General features: G+C 48.2%; 1 protein-coding gene. It reads right to left on the bottom strand.

What is annotated here, in order from left to right; all coding sequences use genetic code 11:
* Positions 1–296: IS630 transposase-related protein (locus tag P5683_RS25245; RefSeq protein ID WP_315641946.1), on the bottom strand; the 296-nt coding region annotated here is incomplete at its 3' end.
* Positions 297–1,008 lie beyond the last annotated feature (712 nt).

Here is a 1,008-nt window from a genome sequence, read left to right on the forward strand (position 1 = left end):
ATGGTGCGAGGAGAGATGTCGTCATCCCAAAGTTCAGCCATCTGAGCGGAGGTTTGATCGCCATGCTCTTGGGCAAAAGCCTGGAATTTGTGCCAGTCGGTAATTTGGTGGCTATGACCAGGTGGGCGATTAGGTTTAGGGAGGAAGTCGCCGGTGTGTTCTTTTCTTTGCAGCCAGAGATTGATGGTGTTCCTGCTGACATGGAAAACTTGACTGGCTTCGGTTTTGGGTATACCGTCTAGTTCAATTGCATTAATAACTTTTTGTCTAAGGTCGTAACTGTAGGGGGCTGGCATTTTGGGTCTTCTGTAGATATCCTTGCCATTATACGTCCTAACTTTTCTGTCTTGTGCTATATAAACAGTTATGGGGAATGGTTCGAGGCTCCGACCTCTTATCCAGACTCGGGGCTGGCTTCCCCACTAGGAGGTGATTTCAGGCATCACAGCCTTATTTGGTCTCCTAAACATTTCGCACTCTCTACTCATTGTTATCATGGGGTCATAACTTCCCAATCAAAACAGTTTGTTTGATGACCTTGAGTTCCCTGCCTTGTTTGGGGGTTCAATCCAAACGTTGGGACGTATAAACAGTTATGGGGAATGGTTCGAGGCTCCGACCTCTTATCCAGACTCGGGGCTGGCTTCCCCACTAGGAGGTGATTTCAGCCATCACAGCCTTATTTGGTCTCCTAAACATTTCGCACTCTCTACTCCCTGCTATCATGGGGTCATAACTTCCCATTCAAGCAGTTCGTTTGTGACCTGGAGTTCCCTGCCTTGTTTGGGTGTCGAATCCAAACGTCGGGACATATAAACAGTTGTGGGATGGTCAGTGCCTAACCACTTATATCCAACCAAGGGGTTGGAGTCCCCACCAGGCGGTTATTTCGGGTATCTCAACCCTATTTCATGCCTGAACGTCTCGCACCTACAATTATTAATTATCGGCGGTGGGGCGGGTTTATTAATATCGTCCTGGGGATGGATAATTGACGGCGGAACCCGC

The organism is Limnospira sp. PMC 1279.21 (genome assembly GCF_032349615.1).
In the GTDB taxonomy this organism is placed as follows: Bacteria; Cyanobacteriota; Cyanobacteriia; order Cyanobacteriales; family Microcoleaceae; genus Limnospira; species Limnospira fusiformis.